Genomic DNA, 20,743 nt, shown 5'->3' with positions numbered 1-20,743 from the left:
TTAACTTCCCTAATTTTGTAGTCATACCTCTTGTACATATTGAATTAATTGAGACACTATCCTACTTATGATTTTAGCATAAATCAGTCTGATAATTTTAACCGTTTCCCCTAAGCCTTATTTAATGTAATACTGTAAGCTAATCTAACCAATGGCAAATAAATGTGTTTGCCACAAACATAATGTAGTAAATCCAGCATACTCATCTAAACAATAATTATATGAAACATATCGTAGACGCTGCAATCACGAACCGCCGTGATTTTTTAGGAAAGATCGTTGCCGGCGCAACAATTATGGGCATCCCGGTTCTTGCTCCACTTAACTTACAGGCGGCATTCCAAAATGAAGGAATAGTAGATAGCGGGAATGATGATCCAGAAGCCTGGGTAAATAAAATTAAAGGTAAACACCGTGTGGTGATTGATGTTACCCGTCCGCATGATATTTTTCCTTTTGCATGGGCAAAAATATTTTTACTTACAAATGAAGCAACCGGTACGCCGGAAAAAGATTGTGGAGTGGTAGTTGTATTGCGGCATGATGCAATACCATATGCCATGAAAAATGAGTTGTGGCCTAAATATAAATTTGGAGAAGTATTTAAGGCAGATGACCCGATGACCAAAGCACCTGCACTCCGGAATCCATTCTGGCAGCCTAAACCAGGAGATTTTAAAGTTCCGGGTGTTGGGGATGTAGCAATAGGTATAAATGAATTGCAGGATAGCGGAGTATTATTCTGTGTATGTAATATGGCCATCACAGTATATAGCGCAATAGTAGCTCAAAACATGTCGATGGATGCTGCAGAGGTAAGAAAGGATTGGCTTAATGGCCTCTTACCCGGTATCCAGGTGGTACCTTCCGGAATGTGGGCAATTGGACGAGCACAGGAAAAGAGTTGTGGTTATTGCTTTGCAGGATAAGTATTGATTCCTTAACAATCGAATATGATCAGGAAGTTGTGGATGACGTTAATTGCAGGGTTGATACTGGTTATTGTTATAACGATCGTTAACAAAAAAGCTCATAAAAAAGAGCAGTCAGGATTATGGACAGCGCCAGATACGGCTATAATTCCACATACAGCCAATGGTGCAATGATCATGTATGGACGGGATCTGATAGCTCATACATCTTTATACCTTGGCCCTGATGGAAAAGTGGCCAGTATAAGTAACGGTATGAATTGTCAGAATTGCCATCTGAATGCAGGTACTAAACCCTGGGGGAATAACTATGGAGGAAGTGCAGCCACATATCCAAAATTCAGGGAAAGGAGTGGTACTGTAGAGTCGCTGGAGAAAAAGGTCAATGATTGCTTTATAAGGAGTCTCAACGGTAGCGCACTCGATAGTAACAGCCGGGAATTGAAGGCTATAATAGCGTATATGCACTGGCTTGGCAAGAACGTACGGAAGGGATATAAACCTCCTGGAAGTGGAATAAAAGAATTGAAATACCTGGCAAGAGCTGCAGATCCCAAAAGAGGTAAGCTGGTGTTTGAACAAAGATGCCAGCAATGTCATGGAAAAGATGGGGCTGGGCAACCAGATGCGATTGGCTATTTATATCCGCCATTATGGGGAGAGAACAGTTATAATACGGGAGCCGGTATTTACAGACTATCGAAGTTTGCAGGTTATGTAAAAGATAATATGCCCTTCGGGACATCCCCCACCAATAATAATACGCAACAACTAACGGATGAAGAGGCCTGGGATGTGGCTGCTTTTGTGAACTCACAGCCACGCCCGTTCAAAGAATTTCCTGAAGATTGGCCTGTTATAAATACCAAACCAGTCGATTTGCCATTTGGACCTTTCAGTGACACATTTACTGAACAGCAACATAAATACGGCCCCTTTGGTCCTATTGTTCAACAAAAGAAGGCAAAAGTACCCGCGAAATAATTCCTAACATCTAATAATTTCATTATGAAAAAGCTTCTTATTCTCACCGGACTCCTGCTGGGATATATTTTATCCTTTGCCCAGGCAACCGATTACAAAGTAATATTCGACATCACCAGTAAAGATCCTGCCGATCATAAAACCATTATACGGCAAATAAACGGTATCATGAAAGAAAGGCCCGATGCCAAGCTGGAAGTGGCTGTTTATGGTGATGCACTGGATATGGTACTAAAGGATAAATCAACAATTTCAAATGATATAATGGACCTTACCAAAAATAATAAGGTTAGTGTAAAAGTATGCGGCGCTACTATGAAACGGAATAATAAGGAAGCCAATCAGCTGGTACAAGGTGTAGATGTTGTACCTGATGCTATCTATGAAATCATCAGCAAACAAAAAGAAGGCTGGGGTTATATAAAATCAGCGCATTGAATACAACATTTGGCCGAAATTGTATAAAATATGTCATTTGAGCCATCCTATTTACTCCCTACCTTTGCATCATGTCAAGGGTAAAGAAGAAATTAATCGTTGTTGTACCTATGCCGGGCACCTTCCTGCTGGATATTGCCGGTCCCTGTGATGTGTTTGCTGCGGCAGACAAAGCATTGGAAGATGAGGGCGGTTATGAGATATTGATGGCTTCCCCGCTCCATACAAAGAAGATCGTTACCAAAAGCGGTTTGGAAATTATTTGTCCGGTGATAGCAACTTCCATCACCCAACCTATTGATACCCTCATCATAGCAGGTTTCTCAATTGCCCAAATGCAGGAAAGTATCCCTTTTATTCAATGGCTGAAAGATACTTACCCTCATCTTCAGCGTATTGGCTCTATCTGTGTTGGGACTTATGCACTGGCAGAGGCCGGCATTCTTGATGGAAAACAGGCCACAACGCATTGGGAGCATAGTCAGCAATTTCAGCTGCGATATCCAAAGGTGAAGGTAGATACGAATCCTTTCTTTACTCGCGATGGTAATGTGTATTCCTCCGGAGGAGTGGCCTCGGGAATAGACCTCTCACTTGCACTTGTGGAAGAAGATCATGGCCGTGAGGTGGCATTGCGGGTGGCACGCAGACTAGTGTTGCATCTTAAAAGGCCGGGGTATCAATCGCAGTTTAGTAAGATGCTGGAGATTAATAGCTTCGAAAATTCAATAGCGGGAAAGTTATATCCGTGGATGATACATCACCTGGCAGAAGATCTCAATATAGAGCAGCTGGCAGCACATAGTAGTATGAGTGTACGCAATTTTGCCCGTGTGTTTCTGAAAGAAACCGGACTTACACCGGCCAAGTTTGTAGAAAAAGTGCGTGTAGAAGTGGCACGTAAATATCTTGAAGACAGTGATCTGAGTATGGATCAGATAGCAGAGAAATGTGGTCTTGGCGGATTGATTTCCATGCGGCGGACTTTCCTCCGTCATATGATGGTATCGCCAAGCGATTACCGTCGTTCATTCAGAACATCACTTCATGCAATTGAAGATTAATACTTAAAAAATAATATCATGAAAGTAGCTATCAATGGATTTGGACGCATAGGTAGAATGACCTTAAGAGCGCTCCAGGATAAAAAAGACATAGAAGTAGTTGCCATTAACGATCTGACAGACATTCAGCTGTTAACGCATCTTTTCAAATATGATTCCTCACACGGAAAGTTCGCCGGTACAGTAGAACAAAAAGATCAGTACATTATTGTAAATGGTCGTAAAATACTGCTCCTGAATGAGAGAGCACCTGAAAAACTGCCCTGGAAAGATTTACAAATAGATGTAGTGATTGAATCAACCGGTCGCTTTACACAAAGGGACCTGGCGCAATTACATATTGCTGCAGGCGCAAAGAAAGTATTGATTACTGCCCCCGCCACTGGTAATGTGAAAACAATTGTAGCAGGTGTGAATCAGGAACAGATCACAGAAGCTGATACTATTCTTTCTACAGCATCCTGTACTACCAACTGTATTGCTCCTTTGTTATATCTGCTGGATAATGAATATGGTATTGCATCCGGTTTCATGAGTACTATACATGCATTTACAATGGATCAGATGCTGCAGGATGGTCCGCATAAAGATTTCAGAAGAGCCCGTGCTGCTACACAATCTATTATACCCACTACCACAGGTGCTGCGAAAGCTATAGGAGATGTATTGCCAGCATTAAAAGGTAAACTGGATGGATTCTCTTATCGCGTACCTGTTATAGACGGATCAATAGCTGATATGTCTTTAAACCTGGTAAAGAAAGCATCTGCCGAAGAGATAAATGAATTGTTTAAATATCATGCTTCCAACTCTTTAAAAGGAGTACTGGAATATACTGAAGAACAACTGGTATCTGCAGATATATTAGGGAATACACATTCTTCTATCATAGATGGTACGCTTACACGTTCTATTGGTAATCTGGTAAAAGTGGTGTCCTGGTATGATAATGAAGTAGGTATTTCTAACAGGCTGGCAGAACTGACTGTAGAACTGGCCGGCAAGGTGAATAACCTGGTTGAAGCGTAAGGTATAAATCAGAATAAGTAAAAGGGGCAAATCATATTGATAATGATTTGCCCCTTTTATGTATAAAACGACGGGCTATTTATACAACTCCTGATCTTTCAGATAATCAATATCATTTTCTTTTAAATATTGAATACCCCACTGACTTAAAAACTCATACATCGGAGCAAACGATTTTCCCAAATCTGTTAAAGTATATTCCACTCGATAAGGTTTTAACGATAGTTCAATTTTTTCTATTAGCCCATCGCCTTCCAATTGTTTAAGTTGCTGAGTCAGCATTTTCTCTGATACTCCCGGTAAGTTATCCCTTATTTCACTAAAGCTCTTTTTCTCAAATCTATGCAGATGTGCAAGAATCAATATCTTCCATTTCCCATTGATAAAATGAAGGCTTACATCAATAGGACAGGTAAATGTTTTATCGTTAAGTTTTATCATGATCTATCTAAGATATTAACAGGGCTTACTTTTAGGTAAGCTATTGCGTGAATAAATATATTCGGATAATTTAGCTACTCAATTACTCATTATGAAAACCATTAGTCAACTGCTCTTGTTAATTGGATTGTTCTTCACCAGCACTAGCATAGCGCAAACCAACAAAAAAAATATGAATACTGCAAAGAATTACACAGTCGAAATTATCAGGTACACAATTCCACAGGAGCAGCGAAGCAATTTTGAGAAAGCATATAGCGATGCTGGTAAGTTTCTTCAAGCCTCGCCTTATTGTTTAGGTTACGAGATTATACATGGAGAAGAAGAGCCTGAACATTATATTGTTACCATTCACTGGACATCAATGGATGATCATTTAAGCAAGTTCAGGAAAAGTAGTGAGTTCGGTGGTTTCTTTAATTTGGTACGGCAATTTTTCACTAATATTGAGGAAATGAAACACTATAATCTTACATCTGTATCATGGAGCAAAGAAAAGTAATACCCACGCTATATGATTGGGCTGGAGGTAAAGATATCCTTGAAAAGCTGACGAAAGTATTTTATGAGAAAGTACTACAAGATGAATTGCTGTCGCCGGTATTTAAAAATATGTCTGGCGACCATAGCAAACACGTAGCTCATTTCATTGCTGAAGTTTTTGGCGGACCTAAATTTTATTCTGAAGAAGATAAAGGAAGTCATGCCATCATGATTTCCCATCATCTGAATAAAATGCTGGATGAGTCTAAACGAAAAAGATGGATGAATCTTTTACTGGAAACCGCTGATGAAATTGGGCTTGCCAATGATCCGGAATTCCGTTCGGCTTTTGTAGGCTATTTAGAATGGGGCAGCCGGATAGCTGTTATCAATTCCAATACCAGCGAAAACCCTGTTAATGAAAAAGAACCTATGCCTGAATGGGGCTGGGGTGAAACGAAAGGGCCATATCAGGGGAATTAATAATCAGACATAAAACAAGAGGCTGTGAGAAATAATTTCATTTCTCATAGCCTCTTGTTCATTTATATGGATTAGGCGTTTGAGATTTAGGACGCGATGTATTCTGAATTGAGTGTACCATTGATCTACAAAAAGGATAAGGAATTACCAGCCGGTACATGCGATGTCTTTATCTCAGGAAATTTATTTTTAAGCCATTGCGCCATAAATGCTGATCCGGGTTCTTCACTGGCAATATGTCCTACCACTACTAATGATAATTGTTGTCCTTTGGCGCGGGCATCTCTCACATATTCTGCAGTTTCCCATTCGGATATTTCTCCACATACCAGTACATCTGGTTTCATCTTGCTGGTAGTTTTAATTTGTGTTGTGCCACCGGGAGCGCCAGGTAGAAACAAAATCTTTTTGCACAATTGATCAAGGTTTCCAATATAACGTACCGTCTGAACATGTAGCTTTGTTTTCAGATGATTAATCAGTGCTTTGAGAGTTAAGCCTGCAGGTAAATTATAGATCACCTGATTCGCCTCCTGATATTTTTTCCATTCCAACTGCTCTGCCAGTCCGTCTGTTACACCATCCGGTTTTGTGCTGTGAATGTAATCATGATTACGCCACACGGCAATATTATACTGCTTTAACAGGTCCGCTTTATAACGATACACCTCATCATTCTCCAGCCATTTTGTTTCATCGTGGTGATTATAAAAAGTAGGTTCATGGGCAATGATAAAGTTTGCTTCCAGGGCAATAGCTTTTCTTATCACTTCTATTGTAGCGAACATGGTTGTTACAATACCGGTTACTACAATATCCCTGTCACCGGCTTTTAATGTATCTACAGTGTCCGCGCCCATTACATGAGGAACTTCTTTCTTAAAAAGATCTATAATCTCTCCTACTGTAACAGGCTTTCTGAGAAAGCCGGAAGCAAAGCTTACCAATGGCGATGATAATATAACTGCTGAGCCAACACCCTTTGTAATATTGGTGATGAACTTCCGTCTGTTAACTTCATTTTGCATAATGCTGAATTTACCTGTGTTTATAAATATAAGTATTTCCAACGATGTTATGAAAAGTACCATACAAACGGTTTAGTTGGTAGGGGAAATGGTACGCCGTTTGTGAACACACTGTAAAGCTATGAAGTATGAAACATATTATTTTATTCTTGTTTGCAGTAATACTATCAGCTAAATCATTCTCTCAACCCCAGCCAGAAGAAGTGACAAGTAAAAATTCATGGTTGAAAGTTGGCTTAAATGGAGGTATTCCATTTGGAGACCTTAGTGATATCAGCAGTTTTATACTTGGGATTGAATTAAAAGGACAGCTCATGTCTACAAAGCATCTGGGAATAGGTATTACAACAGGATACAACCACTTCTTTCCTGAAAATGGATATGATAATTTTGGCACTATTCCTTTAGGTGGATTCCTCAGATATTATCCTAAGAGCACAGGATTCTTTGCAGGAGTTGATCTTGGATATAGTTTCCTGATCGGTGTTTCGGGTGCGACAGGGGGTGTGTATACAAGACCCCAGCTTGGTTATCATAACTACAACTGGAATGTTTTTGTCTTTTATAATGGAATTTTCAGAAATCAGGACGATGCAGGAAATTTACAGTATGTTGGTATTGGAGCAACTCGTAATATTCGCTTCAGATAAAATTTTAAGGAGATTTTAATAATTTGAGTGACTTAATTTTCTCTTCAGATAAAATTTTAATGACATTTTAATAATCGGAATACACTTAATAATTTTCTGCTTTTCTGGCATCATTTTTACCTCCAAAAAACAGAGCCAGTCCAGTTACATCATCAATTGTCATGCATCTGGACAACACTTCTTAACCAGCCATGGCAAAGGCTCTTATTATATACGTCGATTATTTTTGCATCTCGCAAAATATTTTCCCGATTGCGTAAATGAATGAATTATCCCTACTATATCTTGCAGGCCAAATTAACTAAAAAACTGTATGAGTATAAAAGCGATTAGCTATTCTGTGGTTATAATTACTGCCGCAATAATGTTGTCTGTGGGATGCAAAAATGATGATAATACAACACCTGCAACTCCAACATATACCGTTCCAACAACCTACACTTTTACCAATGTCGATTCCCTGTCTGCCAAAGCAAGTCTGTCAATGATTGCACAGATAGAAGCAGCAATAAACCTCGGTAATACACAAGGAAATGTGGTAAGCAGTTCCAAACTGAAAAGCATGTTTGCCAACCAGGGTAGTTTCTTTACCGATACTACTTTTAGTGGTAATATTTTAAACCTGAATACTTCCGGTATACAGCTGAATAGTAACACTATCAGCACCGCACAGTCATTGATTGAAAGTGTGATGGATAGTATCGGCACTGCCAGTCAAACCGGCAACACGGCAGCCAATGGCGTTGCAGGTGTGAGCGATCGCAAAACATTATTATCTGCCAATGGTATCTATTGGAGACAATATTTCACTAAAACTATCATGGGTGTATTAATTGGTCACCAGATCACTGATGTATATCTGAGCGACTCCCTGAACAGCAATATCAGCACCACCGCTAAACAACATGCATGGGACCAGGCATTCTACATGTGGGGCGTTGCTTCCAATTTCCCTGCTAACAGAACGGGTGTAAAGTACTGGGGATCTTATACCAGTCAGATCGATTCAGGTATTACAAAACCTGTAGTTGCATTAACCGGTATCAACGCCAACCCTACCTTAATGAACGCTTTCCTGAAAGGAAGAGCTGCATTGGCTAACAATGATAACGCAACTGCCCTGGCACAAGCTGCTATCATCATTCCTTTTTTCGAAACGATGGAGGCCGCTGCTGCCCTTCATGAACTGAACGAAGCAAAAGGAAATCTGGCTAACGGCGCCGCTGCTGTATGTGGAAACCTTTCTGAATCATTAGGTTTCTGGACTGCACTAAAATATAATGCACATAAAAAGATTAGTGATACCGACTACCAGGCAGTATTAGACCTGTATGGTACGAACTTCTACAATATCACTCCTGCAGGTATCGATGCGATCCTTAACAAGATCAGCAGCATCTACGGATGGGATAGCATAAAAGCAAATCTGTAAGAATAAAGAATATCTATTACAGAAAGCTGATACCTACCCGGTATCAGCTTTGGCAATTAAATAAGTTGAACAATGAAGCCATACAAATTATTAACACTATGCGTGTTAGTTGCTCTTTTCTCCTGCGGGAAGTCGGATAGTGGTGATACAACCAATCCAACAACAGGAACCGATTCTGTGCTGATCAGTCTTAGTACGGATGTAATACTGCCTTCCTACAAACAACTATCTGCCAGCGCAGTTACACTGGATGCTGCTGTTACAGCCTTTAACACAGATCCTTCCACCACTACATTAACAACAGTGCAAACTGCATTTACAGAGGCTTATAAATCATGGGCTGCCTGTAGTGAATTTGAATTCGGACCGGCAGCAGATGCATTCCTGACTACCCATTTCACCAATGCATTTCCTACAGATACCAATATCATCAAAAATAATATAGGGGGTGATACCTATTCCATTGACGGACTGGGAAACTATGCCGCACAAGGTTTTCCGGCAATGGACTACCTCTTGTTTGCATATGGTACCGATGCTACACTTGCACGGTTCAACTCAACAGGAGCAAAATCATACCTGGCTGCATTATCTGCTTCGTTAAAAACAAAATCAGCAGCTGTAGTAACTGCATGGACCAATACTTATCTGACTACGTTCCAAAATGCTACTGGTGTTAATTCCGGAAGTTCATTATCGCTGCTGGGCAATTCATATGTACAGGACTTCGACGTAAACCTGCAGAACTATAAAATAGGCATTCCGATTGGCGTATACGGCCCTACTGTATTGCCAAAGGCACCTGCAAAAGTAGAAGGGTATTATGGTGGATTGTCTGATCAGTTGCTGGTAGCACAGATACAGGCCATAAAGAATATTTACTTACATGGAATCGATAAAAAAGTAATTGCTTCCAAAGCACAGTATAATGGCGGTTCGCTGAATGATGCTATTGTAAGTCAGATGAATGCTGTTCTATCTAAATTCCAGGCCTTACCGGATCCACTGTCTGCAGGCATTGAAAATAATTCTACAGACATTACAGATGCTTTTACAGAAGTACGAAAATTGACAGTCCTCCTGAAAGCAGACATGAGTTCAGCAATAGGGATTAAAATCTCTTTCCAGGATGATGATGGAGACTAATTATTTTGTCCGTTACAGGAGTATAAAGCCATTAGCCGTACTACGTATAGCTTTCGGGGCGGTGCTGTTCATCAGCACCGTTCGTTTTATTATAAAAGGATGGATTCATGACTTTTACGTGAAGCCTGCTTTCCATTTTCCATTCCTTGAAGGACTGCATCCTTTTGGGGAAACGGGCATGTATAGCCTTTATGCATTAATGGCCATTGCTGCTTTATTTATTTGTATAGGTCTCTTTTACAGGATAGCATCAGTAGCGTTTTTTCTGATTTTTTCTTATGCGGAACTATTAGACAAAACCTATTATCTGAATCATTATTACCTCGTTACTATAATCTGTTTTTTACTGATGCTGGTGTCTGCACATCGTTACTGTTCTATAGATGTACTACGCAAACCATCTTTAAAAGCAACGCAGGTACCTGCATGGATGATATTGATATTTAAATACCAGCTTTGCATTGTTTACATCTGTGCAGGCTTATCCAAACTCAATACCGACTGGCTCTTTCATGCAATGCCATTGAGAATATGGCTACCGGCAACATCCATACCACTGTTTAAATACGAATGGGTAGCCTATGCCTTCAGCTGGGCCGGAGCATTGTTTGATTTATCCATTGCTTTCCTGTTATTGAATAAACATACACAACGCGTGGGGTATCTGCTGGTAGTTATATTTCATATACTCACTGCTGTTATATTCCAGATAGGTATGTTCCCTTACCTGATGATGAGTGCAACTCTTATCTTCTTCCCTGGAAATTTATTCCTGCGGAAACAGGAGTCAGAAAAACAACTTCCTGTTAAAACACAAAAGATATTTTTCGCAATACTTGGAATACATTTCTTCATCCAGCTTCTTCTCCCCTTCCGTTATCTCTTATACCCCGGCACCTTACTGTGGACAGAAGAAGGTTATCGTTTTTCCTGGCGGGTTATGTTAATGGAGAAAAGCGGTACTACTTTCTTTTATGTGAAAGACCCGGTTAGCGGAAGAAAATTCCAGGTAGATAATTCTGCTTTCCTTACCCATTACCAGGAAAGGATGATGGAGACTCAGCCGGATATGATGCTGCAATATGCTCATATACTAAAACGGCAATATCAACAACAGGGTATAACAAACCCCGTGGTTACAGTAGAAAGTTATGTGAACCTGAACGGCAGTGGCAGCCATTTGTATATCGACAGTACCGTGAACCTGGCAAATGAAAAAGAGTCCTGGTTCGCTCATAAAAAATGGATTATTCCTTATAATAATAAATGATGAAAACTTTTGCAGTTGTAATTGCTTTTTGTAGTTGTATGTTTACTGCTTATGCACAGGATACGCTGTCTAAACACCTGGACACAGTGGTTGTTAAATCGGCGGAACAGCTGCACAGTGGCTTTACACGATTAAAAGACGTGGAAGGAACTGCCATCTATGCCGGTAAGAAAACAGAGGTGATCGTAATGAAAAACCTGGTGGGTAATAAGGCGACGAACAACAGCCGGCAGATCTATTCAAAAGTGGCTGGGCTCAACATCTGGGAGAACGACGGGGCAGGTATACAGCTGGCTATTGGTGGCAGAGGACTGAATCCTAACCGGGTATCCAATTTTAACACACGACAAAACGGCTATGATATAAGTGCAGATGCACTGGGTTATCCTGAGAGTTATTATACTCCACCGGCCGAAGCAGTGGAACGTATTGAAATAGTACGCGGAGCTGCCTCTTTGCAATATGGCACACAGTTTGGCGGGATGATCAACTTTAAAATGGAAAGAGGATCTGATAGTCAGAAGGTAGCCGTTAATACACGCTTAACAGCTGGTTCCTGGAACTTCCTAAATACCTCTACCAGCGTTGGGGGTACTATCAACAAATTAAACTACTACGGTTTCTTTCAGCATAAATCCGGAGATGGCTGGCGGCCAAATGCGGAGTTCAACTCCAATACTGCCTATGCTTCTGCAATATACAAACTCAATGAGCGCCTATCAGTAACCTTACAGTATACTTATATGAACTACCTGGAGCATCAGCCAGGAGGCCTCACGGATGCCGATTTCAAAGCCGATCCCAGACAATCTGTACGGGCCAGAAACTGGTTCAGGGTTAACTGGAACCTGGGAGCTGTTTCTCTGGATTACCACATCAGTAATAAGCTAACATTAAATACGCGGTTCTTTGGATTAATGGCAAGCAGGGATGCCCTGGGTCTGCTTACATTCATTAACCGCGCAGATGATGGGTCCGACAGAAACCTTTACACCGATCATTATCACAACTGGGGAAATGAGACAAGATTATTGTACCAATATAAAGTGGGAACGGCTCTCCTGGGGTTCAGGTATTATAGCGGTCATACGGAACGTGAGCAGGGATATGGAAGTGATGGATCCGGTCATGATTTTACTTTCACTCCTACCAAAGCATCTGATTCTCTGCGTTATTCCAGGTATATATTTCCCAATCATAACACCGCCATCTTTGCAGAGAACATCTTCCGTGTTACTCCCAGGCTGAATATCATTCCGGGAGTGCGCTTTGAATCCATTACTACCAAAGCAGACGGTAACTATACCAATGTAGTATTTGATGGTGCAGGCAATCCCATCTTTGCCCAAAAGATTACAGATAACAAGCGCAACAGCCGCAGCTTCATATTAGGCGGAATTGGGGTTACCTATAATCCTCTTTCCTTCTTACAACTTTATGGTAACTTCTCCAGGAATTATAAGGCCATCAACTTTAATGACCTGCGCACATTGAATCCGAATCTCCGGGTAGATAGTAATCTGCAGGATGAAAAAGGATATTCTGCGGATATAGGTATCCGTAAAAATATAGGGATCTTTAACTTTGATGTGAGTGTATTCCTGCTTAATTATGATAATAAAATCGGCAGTATTTTATCTGTAGATAGTGTCCGTATCCTCACTTACAATCTCAGAACAAATGTGGCACAATCGAGGCATATTGGGTTGGAATCTTATGTAGAAGCGGATATCTGGAAGTTGATAAAAGGAAATGAAACGTCAACAAGTGTAACGCTGTTTTCCAATTTCTCTTTGATTAATGCTAAATATATTCATAGTAAAGATGTTTCCATTCAAGGCCGTCGTGTTGAGTTTGTACCTGATGTAGTGTTTAAAACAGGAGTAGCTGTACGTTATAAAAAATGGGCAGGTAGTTATCAGTACTCTTATACAGGCAAGCAATATACAGATGCAACCAATGCTACATTTACAGATAATGCTATTGATGGATTAATACCTGCTTATAGCGTAATGGACCTTTCCGCGGAATATCATCTGAATAAACATTTTAGTGTGCTTGGTTCAATTAACAATCTGTCTGATGTACGTTACTTTACAAGAAGGGCGGATAGTTATCCGGGACCAGGTATTATACCTTCGGATGCGAGGAGTTTTTATCTGACATTGCAGGCAAAGTTTTAGAAGTGGTAAGTGTATTAAATGATTGATATACCTACTGCTTCCAAACGAATCTTTAAATCTGACTGTTATTCGAAAAGAAAGCGGTAATTCTCCCTTAATAAGGAGCGGTTAAAAAAACGGCCATTCCCGTAGGAACAGCCGTTTTAGAATTAAGTACATAAAGTCCATTAACATTTTCTCTAGTACACCTGAAAGTTTGTATGATTTTAGTACCTGTTATGGCTATTCAAATTTACCTTGTTTCTTCAGCTCGTTTAGACTAAACTTTCTTGTTCCAACGATTTTCCTGTATCCAGAATCCGTTGTTTTCATTTCCTTAACAACAATAGTGTCTCCATTGCATTCACAAAAATAACCATCCGCATCATCAAATAACCCGAGATACATTCTGAAGTTTGTAGAATCAGTCAGATAAGCTGTCAATAGGTCTCCGCCCAATGCGCCACCACCATAAACTCTATATAACTCAGTAGTTAGATTATTACAAGACTTAAAACTCGATCTAAAATCACTCTTATCCCGCTTGTTTACACAAGCGGTAAGCAATAAAACAGCTATAAAAAAATAATAGTATCTGATCATGATATTTCTTTTATAAATTAGGACCATTCCCTTGTAAATAGTCTGGGCGAAGAGGCTCGGATAATGCATGCTGCCCATCCATGCCAATATCATTGAAAATAAAGTTCGTTTTCTCGCATCTTAGCACAATATTCATTCAACTTTTTTAAGCCCTTTTTTTTTGTAATTATCATATTCTATTAAGTCCATTAATTCAGGATTATCCAATTCCACTTGAACTATTTTATAAGGCGAACTAAACTTATTCGGTACAGGAGACGATACAAGTGTATAAATAAACAATGTGTCATGCTGTAATTTATAAAATATCTCAAAAAGCCCCTCATAGATATAATCATTTGATTTTTGGGGTTTAAAATCTTCATTACCAACGTTTGAAATAACAACTATTTGCTTATCCCCCGTTAGTCCCCACACCTTTCTCTTAATAAAAACCGGTGGATATCCCGCTTTTGATGGCAATTCTGCAATAGTTGTATCAACATAATCACTTTTATTGTCCGAATTAAAATAAATAATGAGTGCAGTCAGAATTACCACAATAAAGACTGACACAAAAAAAAATTCCCTTTTCCCCATACATTTCAACTTAATGATAAATATATTTCGTTACTCTATACTTGAAGATGTTTAAAACGGTAAGGGAAATAATCGCTTACTTCCTACTCAATTTAAAACCCTTTCCTTCTGATATAATATAACTCTTGACAATCCGTACAGTACAGCAAAAAATATTGCTCCAAATCATTAAAGTGAACAAAGCAGTAATAATTTGTGGGATTTAATACCTCCTTATTGAAGGAATTAAAACATTTTACTTTATCAAAATCATTAGCTTTCAAAGCAAATTTATATAGCACCATTGTCTGGCTGTCAATAGGACAATTCTTCCATTTACCTACGACTACTTTATCTGTAATTTCTTTGTGTTCCCATTCAGTAATCTTCGGGAATTCCTTACTTATTATCCCACCCTTTACATTGTATAGGTATATCTCAAATAATTCAGAACCGGAACTAATACCAAGAAAATCCTTGCTACAAGAGTTATTAAAACTTATATTTTGCTCCACAAATATTTTTTGAAAGTCACCTTTCTTTAAAGGGCTAAACGAATATTCCCTATAAATTAAGTAAGAACATCCCATTACTAATAAAAACAATACAGATCCTAAAAGAAATTTCTTCATAATCATTATTTTTTAACAGTCACTTTTGCATTTCCGTATCCATATATAAAGAAGCTTTTCCCATCATTTTCACCTCCTGGTCTTCCATACCACGTTGCAAAATCCCTCAATGCTCTTCCGTTCAATTTATAATCGTATCCAATACAGCAGATTTAGTTTGTAACTAAATATTCATTAAATAATATATGAAGAGAATTTTATTTCAGATAACATAATAGAACACAAAGCAGTAAGTATTATCAACAGATTTCTGTTTTATTATATTAAGCTTCTTTTCACTCTCACCTTCATTAAAACCCCCATATTATTGTTTGAAAAGGACCTGCTTACTGTAGACCCTATTCTTTCGTACTCTTGCTCGCCGGAACAGACCAATTTCATATTATTATGCTATAGAGTATAACATTTCCAAGTTCTTTATTGGCAACCCATCAATAAATCTGACTGTTATTCGAAAAGAAAGCGGTAATTCTCCCTTAATAAGTGGCGGTTAAAAAAACGGCCATTCCGTAGGAACAGCCGTTTTAGAATTCAGTACATAAAGTCAATTAACATTTTCTCTCGTACACCTGAAAGTTTGTATGATTTTAGTACCTGTTTTGGCTATTCAAATTTCCCCTGTTTCTTCAGTTGCTTCAGACTAAGGGTTTTCGTTCTGACCACTTTCTTGTCTCCAGTATCAGTTGTCATAATTTCTTCAACAACAATAGTGTCTCCACGGCATTCACAAAAATAACCACCCTGCGCATCATCAAATGTCCCGATATACATTCTGAAGTTTGTTGAATCAGTCAGATAAGCTGACAATAGATCTCCACCAAATGCACCACTCCCAAAAACTGTATATAGCTCAATGCTTAGATTATTATCACAAGGTTGAAAACTCCTTTTAAAATCACTCTTATCCCGCTTGTTTACACAAGCGGTAAGCAATAAAACAGCTATAAAAAAACAATAGTATCTGATCATGATATTTCTTTTATAAATTAGGACCATAGCGAATCATTTTCCTTGTAAAATAGTCTGAGCGAAGAGGCTCAGATGCGACCTGCTGCATACCAAGACGATTAAAATAGTAATCTCTGTCACGATCCCCAAAGGGAGCCCATAAGTAATGTGAAGGATAGAACAATTTAAGATATTCGCCTTGTTTGAGGGTTTCCACTCCTCCGGCACCCACGAACTGCATATACCGGGGAATACCTACATAAGTACCGGTATATCCTGCATGATAATTCCCCACATCAGCAGCATTAAACATTTTACCCAGACTAACATCTCTGAAAATAAAGTTCGTATTCTTTTGTTTTGGATGGTCTTCGTCATATGCCCATGCGACACCAAAAATTGTATTTTTATTATCCTTCAAATCCCAGACTCCATACTGCTTTACCTTATTAACCCATTCCGGAGTCAATATACGGTCAGCGGTTTCTTTATTTGTTGCCAGTAAATTAGTTAGGATGGAATTTACATCTATTTTCTTTCCTAACTCCCCAATCCTCTGCCCACCTGCTGCCGTATTTGTTGCGCTGTATTGATTCTTATAATCTTTTGCAGAGGTAGCATTTGAATGAAGGTAGACACCATTATCTCCGTCGTTATAGTTACCAAGAACGTTCCCCAGCTTACCCAAGTGCACTGATTCCGCAGCTCTTCCGTCAGGATCTATAAATCTGATTGGATTGTCAAAAGCATAATTATAGGGAGAATGCCTCCGCATGTTCTCTGCTAATGGATCTATCACATCCCATCTCCCAATCTGTGCATCATACATCCTTGCTCCATAATCGTACCACTCCAACCCACTGCCATCATTAAACTCCCCACTTTGTAACTCCTTCCCATTATACTTTAATCTATTCTCCACATAATTCGCCCCTTTCAGTGCTTTCGAACTAATCCCCGCCATCGTCAATCCAAACGGATAATAATGAGTTTCCTCTAATAATGGCCCCGTAGTATGCGCAACTATCAGATTATCAAAATATACATCCTGCGAACTCTCGTTGCTCGTATAAATATACAAAAATCCGGTTTTTTTGATAGCTATTCTGTCAGTGCTCAGTGTCTGTAACGCATCCGGGCTACCCTGCACCTGTCTCACGCCGCTATTTTCGCTGACCATATTAAAACGATCATCAAATAAAGCGTAACTCAGGTAGGCTTTGGGTTTATCACTCAGATTCTGAGTAGGATCCTGTTGTTTTAATGCGTCATAGTCTGCACTAGTAAAGCTGGTCGCAATAGGAGAATTGCTTCCTGTAGCCAGATGCGAGCCATCAGTCGCGCCGCCCCCACTAAATGCTTGCAATAAAGCAGTTAGCATATCGCTGGTGGTCGTTCCTGAGGTGCTGGTGCCTGTGCTCTTGTAGAAGGCTTTCACACCAAGCTGTATCGTATCGCCGGCCATTACACGTAATACTATCGAAGGACCGATCTTCTTACCAAGTGACTCATTCAGTTGGGCAACGTAAGCATTCGGGCTCGTAGTGTTATCTGTAGGATAACCAGCGATGTTTGATGTTGGATATCGGGTATTATCCATATTGGTGAATAATGCACCTTCCGTAGCAGTAGCGGTAGTTTCCATGGTGGCCGCATATTTGCTGGTATCACTTTGTGTACCTAATACTACGCGTACATCTCCCAGGTGATCCTTCTCGAAGTAATCGTAAGTGTAAGTAGTCGCTGCACCTGTTTTATATAGCGGACGGATTCGCCCTTCCTCATGAGATACGAACTCTAGACTATCCTGCTGATACACAAATCCGCCAATGTAATCTGTGACAGTGATTTTAGGTGTAGTGAGTGTACTGTCAGTGACTGTTTTCTTTAATTTGATCCCTGCAGCATCATATTGGTAAGCAATAGTTCCCTTACCCTTTATGCTAACCTTAGACGGTAAATTTAAATAGTTGTAAGTGATAGCACTGATGCCCTTGTTAAGGTCGCTGATGAGATTACCGTTCACATCATACGTATAGTCATCACCTATATTAGTACCATTAATAAAATCACCGAGTTTGGCAGAAGCGGTATTGCTCGTGTCTGATACAGCAGATAACTTATTACTACCGGTAACAGGATAGGAGTAAGTCAGCTGATCAACTGTACTGATCGAAGTTCCAATCATTCCTTTCTGCGCCATCGTTTTGATGTTACCATTCGCATCGTAAGAAAGACTACTTACGGAGAAGTTCACTTTATCCTGCATCCATGAAGTACTGCCGCTGTTTTGTTGATTGAAGTCAGCTTTTGTTAAGCGGTTGACTTTATCATAGCTGTAGCCGAAAGCTCGGGCAGTACCATCAGATTTGCTCTTCCACTTAGCACCGGCAATATTGCCATTATACTGACTGGAATCGAATCCATAGTCATAACTTAATTCTTCGCCGAACCAGTTATCAGTACTGCTGCTATTAACAAACGCTTTGTTGATGCCACGCAACCAGCCACGGATGTTGTAGATGTAACTTAATGAATCCAGTTGTCCGTTTGATTTAACGCCTATGCGTTTCTGTTTTCCGGCACCTGATTCATAGTAAGTATTTGCTGCAATAATCTGTGTAATATCACTATTTAATCGTTTGGTAATATTCAACACGCGCCCCATATCATCATACGACATCATCGTTAGTAATGTAGTCTGTGGGGTTGTCGCGCTGCGCTGGTTAGTATGCCGAAGGAAACTACTTAATACTTTACCATTATAATCATACTGGTTCGTTGTAATGTCTTTACCACCAGTAGTATTATCAGAAACTACCTGTATAACACGACCTTTATTATCGTAATAATTGGTTGTTGTCAGCCACTGATCAGTATCCAGCACTCTTACTTTGATACCCGTAACCAGGCCACGTGTCATTGTACTTCCACCTGTAGGGGGTGTTTCAGCATATGGGTTACTACCGCTACTAAGACTAGAAAAATCAGTGCTTACATAATTCAGCTTACCGGAATAGTCATAGCTATCATAGAAGGTATAAGTTAATGGCGTGAGCGAATCGGCCGCAATACCGGGTAACGGATTGGATACCGTAAGCGTAGTGGTTCCGGCTTTGTAACTGGTATCTATAGATGCGATAAACTCTGCGCCTATACCGGAATCAAATTCCGGTAATATAGTAATACTGTTTGTAGCAGTGTAAGCAGCACTTCCATCATAACTTGACAATGTTAAATCTGCCACAGCCGGGAACACATAGGAAATGGTTTGCGTGCCAGTGCTGACAGTATTAATACCTGCCTGCAACGCTGCTCTTGTAATAGTCGCTTTGTACAAAGCTGTCATGACAGGGCGGTTCATCCCATCATAAAATGTAACGATCCATTCCTGCGGAGATTTTGCACGCTGTATGGAGTCTTGTGCAAATACAAGCCGGTCTCTTGTATCATATACCATATTAATCGGTCCCATGCCCGGTACTCTTTTCACGATCATCCGGTCGCGATTATCATATTGGTACTGGAAACATAATTCATTTGCCAGTGACGCGCTTAGGGTCCATGTTTCTGTAATCTTTTCCACCGCCAGCGGGGGAATCACAGCACGCAGACGATTCAGGTTATCATACACATAATAAGTACATAACCAGTTCGTATGTGCATGAATGGTATCCGCAGTAACAGATAACTGCACTTTCTTTAATACTATATTGCCTTCTTTATCTTTATATTCAATCACCTGACTACCTGTCTCATCTACAATAACATTCTTGAATAATTGTCCGGCTCCATATGTGCTGGAAGAAGTTGGAAGGTCTAACGTAATATTCCATATGCAGACAGAATCAGCGACTGTATTCAACAAATACCTGTTTTCTACAGGATGATTACCGCCTTCTTTTGCCCAACTATTGCCGGGAGCATATGTTTTTAATACACGATTTAAAGGAGATAATTCGTATCCCGTTTGCATATAATAAATGCTATCTCCGGTAACACCAGGATTTAAGGCATCGTTCTGATAGAAAGCCTTCTGCTCGCTAAACGGACTCACTTTAAACCGGCCATCACTGCTTGTTTGCGATGTATAGGGCAGGTATTTATATTGTTCATGCCCAAGAGTATCGTATACTATAGGCGTCACCACGTCTTTCCCTGTAGGACTGATACCTTTGGATACTGTTTGTAAGGGACGGCCCAATCCATCTAAATACTGCATTGTCTGTTTGACTTCCGCAGTTGTTCTTGCAGCGGCTGAGACGACAGCAGTATCACTGCTGATCATGCTCGGCTCAAATACACGAACGTAGTTGAGGGCGGGGTTGCTGTATGCAGCCGGGGCTGTAACAGGTTGCGCTATTGGCCGCTGGCCTGTTCCGGGTACATTTTGTGCTTTTACCTGTATGTACGACATACAGATAAAAAACAACAGATATTTTATATAATGAGATCTCATA

At 39.9% G+C, this 20,743-nt stretch carries 19 protein-coding genes; 12 read left to right on the top strand and 7 right to left on the bottom strand.

All coding sequences use genetic code 11. From position 1 onward, the window contains the following. The first annotated feature begins 221 nt into the window (after positions 1-221). The 5 genes from BM176_RS23280 (at position 222) to gap (ending at position 4,447) form a co-directional block, all read left to right on the top strand. Positions 222-929, top strand: coding sequence for a hypothetical protein (locus tag BM176_RS23280; RefSeq protein ID WP_090106736.1), 708 nt, complete (start codon positions 222-224; stop codon positions 927-929). A gap of 24 nt (positions 930-953) precedes the next feature. Next, positions 954-1,916, top strand: a complete 963-nt coding sequence (locus tag BM176_RS23275) for a c-type cytochrome (protein WP_177230507.1) — start codon at positions 954-956, stop codon at positions 1,914-1,916. A 24-nt stretch (positions 1,917-1,940) separates the two neighbouring features. Then, positions 1,941-2,354: a DsrE family protein gene (locus BM176_RS23270; RefSeq protein WP_090106735.1), complete on the top strand. Its 414-nt coding sequence runs from the start codon at positions 1,941-1,943 to the stop codon at positions 2,352-2,354. A 71-nt stretch (positions 2,355-2,425) separates the two neighbouring features. Next, positions 2,426-3,418, top strand: coding sequence for a GlxA family transcriptional regulator (locus BM176_RS23265; RefSeq protein WP_090106734.1), 993 nt, complete (start codon positions 2,426-2,428; stop codon positions 3,416-3,418). Between the two features lie 18 nt (positions 3,419-3,436). Continuing rightward, complete coding sequence (gene gap / locus BM176_RS23260) at positions 3,437-4,447, top strand: type I glyceraldehyde-3-phosphate dehydrogenase (protein ID WP_090106733.1); 1,011 nt, start codon at positions 3,437-3,439, stop codon at positions 4,445-4,447. A 75-nt stretch (positions 4,448-4,522) separates the two neighbouring features. Here gap and BM176_RS23255 read toward each other — a convergent pair whose 3' ends face one another. Continuing rightward, entirely contained in the window at positions 4,523-4,888 is a 366-nt protein-coding gene (locus BM176_RS23255; protein ID WP_090106732.1) for a winged helix-turn-helix transcriptional regulator, read from the bottom strand. 91 nt (positions 4,889-4,979) lie between these two features. On the opposite strand from BM176_RS23255, the gene BM176_RS23250 reads away from it, so the two are divergent. Both BM176_RS23250 and BM176_RS23245 read left to right on the top strand, forming a co-directional pair. Then, complete coding sequence (locus tag BM176_RS23250; RefSeq protein WP_218162268.1) at positions 4,980-5,390, top strand: antibiotic biosynthesis monooxygenase family protein; 411 nt, start codon at positions 4,980-4,982, stop codon at positions 5,388-5,390. After that, positions 5,372-5,854: a group II truncated hemoglobin gene (locus BM176_RS23245; protein ID WP_090106731.1), complete on the top strand. Its 483-nt coding sequence runs from the start codon at positions 5,372-5,374 to the stop codon at positions 5,852-5,854. Before BM176_RS23250 ends, BM176_RS23245 begins: the two co-directional genes overlap by 19 nt. A gap of 125 nt (positions 5,855-5,979) precedes the next feature. On the opposite strand, the gene BM176_RS23240 is transcribed toward BM176_RS23245, so the two are convergent. After that, positions 5,980-6,882 (bottom strand): Nif3-like dinuclear metal center hexameric protein, encoded by a 903-nt coding sequence (locus tag BM176_RS23240; protein ID WP_090106757.1) that lies wholly within the window; start codon positions 6,880-6,882, stop codon positions 5,980-5,982. A 128-nt stretch (positions 6,883-7,010) separates the two neighbouring features. Between BM176_RS23240 and BM176_RS23235 the strand changes: the two genes are divergently transcribed. From BM176_RS23235 to BM176_RS23215, 5 genes are all read left to right on the top strand, one after another. Continuing rightward, entirely contained in the window at positions 7,011-7,532 is a 522-nt protein-coding gene (locus tag BM176_RS23235; RefSeq protein WP_090106730.1) for a hypothetical protein, read from the top strand. Positions 7,533-7,845: 313 nt separating this feature from the next. After that, positions 7,846-8,964 (top strand): DUF4856 domain-containing protein, encoded by a 1,119-nt coding sequence (locus BM176_RS23230; RefSeq protein ID WP_090106729.1) that lies wholly within the window; start codon positions 7,846-7,848, stop codon positions 8,962-8,964. Positions 8,965-9,036: 72 nt separating this feature from the next. Then, positions 9,037-10,110, top strand: a complete 1,074-nt coding sequence (locus BM176_RS23225; RefSeq protein WP_090106728.1) for an imelysin family protein — start codon at positions 9,037-9,039, stop codon at positions 10,108-10,110. Beyond that, on the top strand, positions 10,094-11,380 hold the full coding sequence (locus tag BM176_RS23220) for an HTTM domain-containing protein (RefSeq protein ID WP_090106727.1): 1,287 nt from the start codon (positions 10,094-10,096) through the stop codon (positions 11,378-11,380). The genes BM176_RS23225 and BM176_RS23220 overlap by 17 nt, the downstream gene beginning before the upstream one ends. Then, positions 11,377-13,563: a TonB-dependent receptor family protein gene (locus BM176_RS23215; RefSeq protein WP_090106726.1), complete on the top strand. Its 2,187-nt coding sequence runs from the start codon at positions 11,377-11,379 to the stop codon at positions 13,561-13,563. Before BM176_RS23220 ends, BM176_RS23215 begins: the two co-directional genes overlap by 4 nt. A gap of 222 nt (positions 13,564-13,785) precedes the next feature. Here BM176_RS23215 and BM176_RS23210 read toward each other — a convergent pair whose 3' ends face one another. The 5 genes from BM176_RS23210 to BM176_RS32575 all read right to left on the bottom strand — a co-directional run bounded on the left by BM176_RS23210 (position 13,786) and on the right by BM176_RS32575 (position 20,742). Then, on the bottom strand, positions 13,786-14,145 hold the full coding sequence (locus BM176_RS23210) for a hypothetical protein (RefSeq protein WP_143097894.1): 360 nt from the start codon (positions 14,143-14,145) through the stop codon (positions 13,786-13,788). Positions 14,146-14,277: 132 nt separating this feature from the next. Next, positions 14,278-14,724 (bottom strand): hypothetical protein, encoded by a 447-nt coding sequence (locus BM176_RS23205; protein WP_090106724.1) that lies wholly within the window; start codon positions 14,722-14,724, stop codon positions 14,278-14,280. A gap of 92 nt (positions 14,725-14,816) precedes the next feature. Then, entirely contained in the window at positions 14,817-15,335 is a 519-nt protein-coding gene (locus tag BM176_RS23200; RefSeq protein WP_143097893.1) for a hypothetical protein, read from the bottom strand. A gap of 603 nt (positions 15,336-15,938) precedes the next feature. Beyond that, positions 15,939-16,304, bottom strand: a complete 366-nt coding sequence (locus BM176_RS23195; RefSeq protein ID WP_143097892.1) for a hypothetical protein — start codon at positions 16,302-16,304, stop codon at positions 15,939-15,941. Positions 16,305-16,314: 10 nt separating this feature from the next. Beyond that, the gene (locus BM176_RS32575) at positions 16,315-20,742 is read right to left on the bottom strand and encodes a DUF6443 domain-containing protein (RefSeq protein ID WP_177230506.1); all 4,428 of its coding nucleotides are present in this window, start codon (positions 20,740-20,742) and stop codon (positions 16,315-16,317) included. Between the last annotated feature and the right edge of the window lies 1 nt (position 20,743).

The organism is Chitinophaga sp. CF118 (assembly GCF_900112615.1).
Taxonomy (GTDB): Bacteria; Bacteroidota; Bacteroidia; order Chitinophagales; family Chitinophagaceae; genus Chitinophaga.
Note: the sequence above shows the minus strand (reverse complement) of the source record. Positions and strands in the feature narration are given on the sequence as shown.